Here is a 1,223-nt window from a genome sequence, read left to right as displayed (position 1 = left end):
GCTCTTCAGAAGCTTGCGGAGCAGACGCCCCACGGTATTCCGGTGACGATCTCCACAGACCCACGCCACGCCTTCGCCGAGAACGTCGGTGTCGGGTTCTCCGCAGGGCCCTTCTCACAGTGGCCCGAAGCTTTGGGACTAGCCGCAATCGACGAACCTGAGACCACGAGACTCTTTGCCGAGATCGCCCGCAGAGAGTACCGGGCCGTAGGCATCCGTTCCGCCCTCCAGCCGCAGATCGACCTGGCTACCGAGCCTCGGTGGGGCCGCCAACTCCAGACCTTCGGGGCAGCTGTCGACCGCGTCTCGCTCCACACCGCCGCCTACCTAGAAGGCTTCCAGGGGGCAATGCTTGACCACAACAGTGTCGGCTGCACCACAAAGCACTTCCCGGGGGGCGGTCCGCAAAAGGATGGGGAGGACGCTCACTTTCCGTACGGTAGGGAACAGGTCTACCCGGGCGGCCGCTTCAGTCAGCACCTCGAGCCCTTTCGTGTCGCGATAGCCCATCGGACGGCCGGCATCATGCCGTACTACGGCATGCCCGTGGGTCTGGAGCTTGAGGACGGGCCGGTGGAGCCGGTTGGTTTCGGCTACAACAGACAGATCCTCCAGGGACTCCTTCGAGACGATCTCGGCTACGACGGTGTGGTCGTCACCGACTGGGAGCTGGTTACCGACAACATCGTCGGAGAGCAGATCTTGCCGGCACGTGCGTGGGGCGTCGAGCACCTCGATGCGCCCTCCCGGATGCTGAGGATCCTTGAAGCGGGCGCTGATCAATTCGGCGGCGAGGAGTGCGTGGGCGTACTCAGGTCACTCGTCGAGGACGGCTTGGTCGCCGAGTCCCGAATCGATTCCTCCGCGCGGCGCATCCTCCTAGTCAAGTTTCGGTTGGGGCTGTTCGACGATCCCTACGTTGACGAGGACGCCGCTGCCCAGGTCGTGGGTAGCGCGGAGCACCGTGCGGCCGGGGAGCTGGCCCAATCGCGCTCGGTCACCGTCCTTGAGAACCGGACGATCAGGAGCATTCCGATCCTCCCGCTTCCACCCGGCCTGCGCCTCTATGTGGAGGGACTTGATTTGCGTGTGGCTGGCCTGTTTGGCACTGTCGTTCCGGCACCAGAAGAGGCGGATGTCGCCGTTATCCGCCTTCAGGCTCCTTTCGATCCGCGCGACGACCTCTTCCTGGAGTCCTATTTCCACCAAGGCGGTCTCGAATT

Annotated in this window: 1 protein-coding gene; it reads left to right on the top strand. The window is 63.9% G+C overall.

Features of this window, described 5'->3' with window-relative positions; all coding sequences use genetic code 11:
* Window positions 1-1,223: glycoside hydrolase family 3 protein (locus ASG95_RS20625; RefSeq protein ID WP_057379084.1), on the top strand; the 1,223-nt coding region annotated here is incomplete at both ends.

This window comes from Phycicoccus sp. Soil803 (assembly GCF_001429685.1).
Classification (GTDB): domain Bacteria; phylum Actinomycetota; class Actinomycetes; order Actinomycetales; family Dermatophilaceae; genus Pedococcus.
This window is presented reverse-complemented; position numbering and strand designations above follow the sequence as displayed.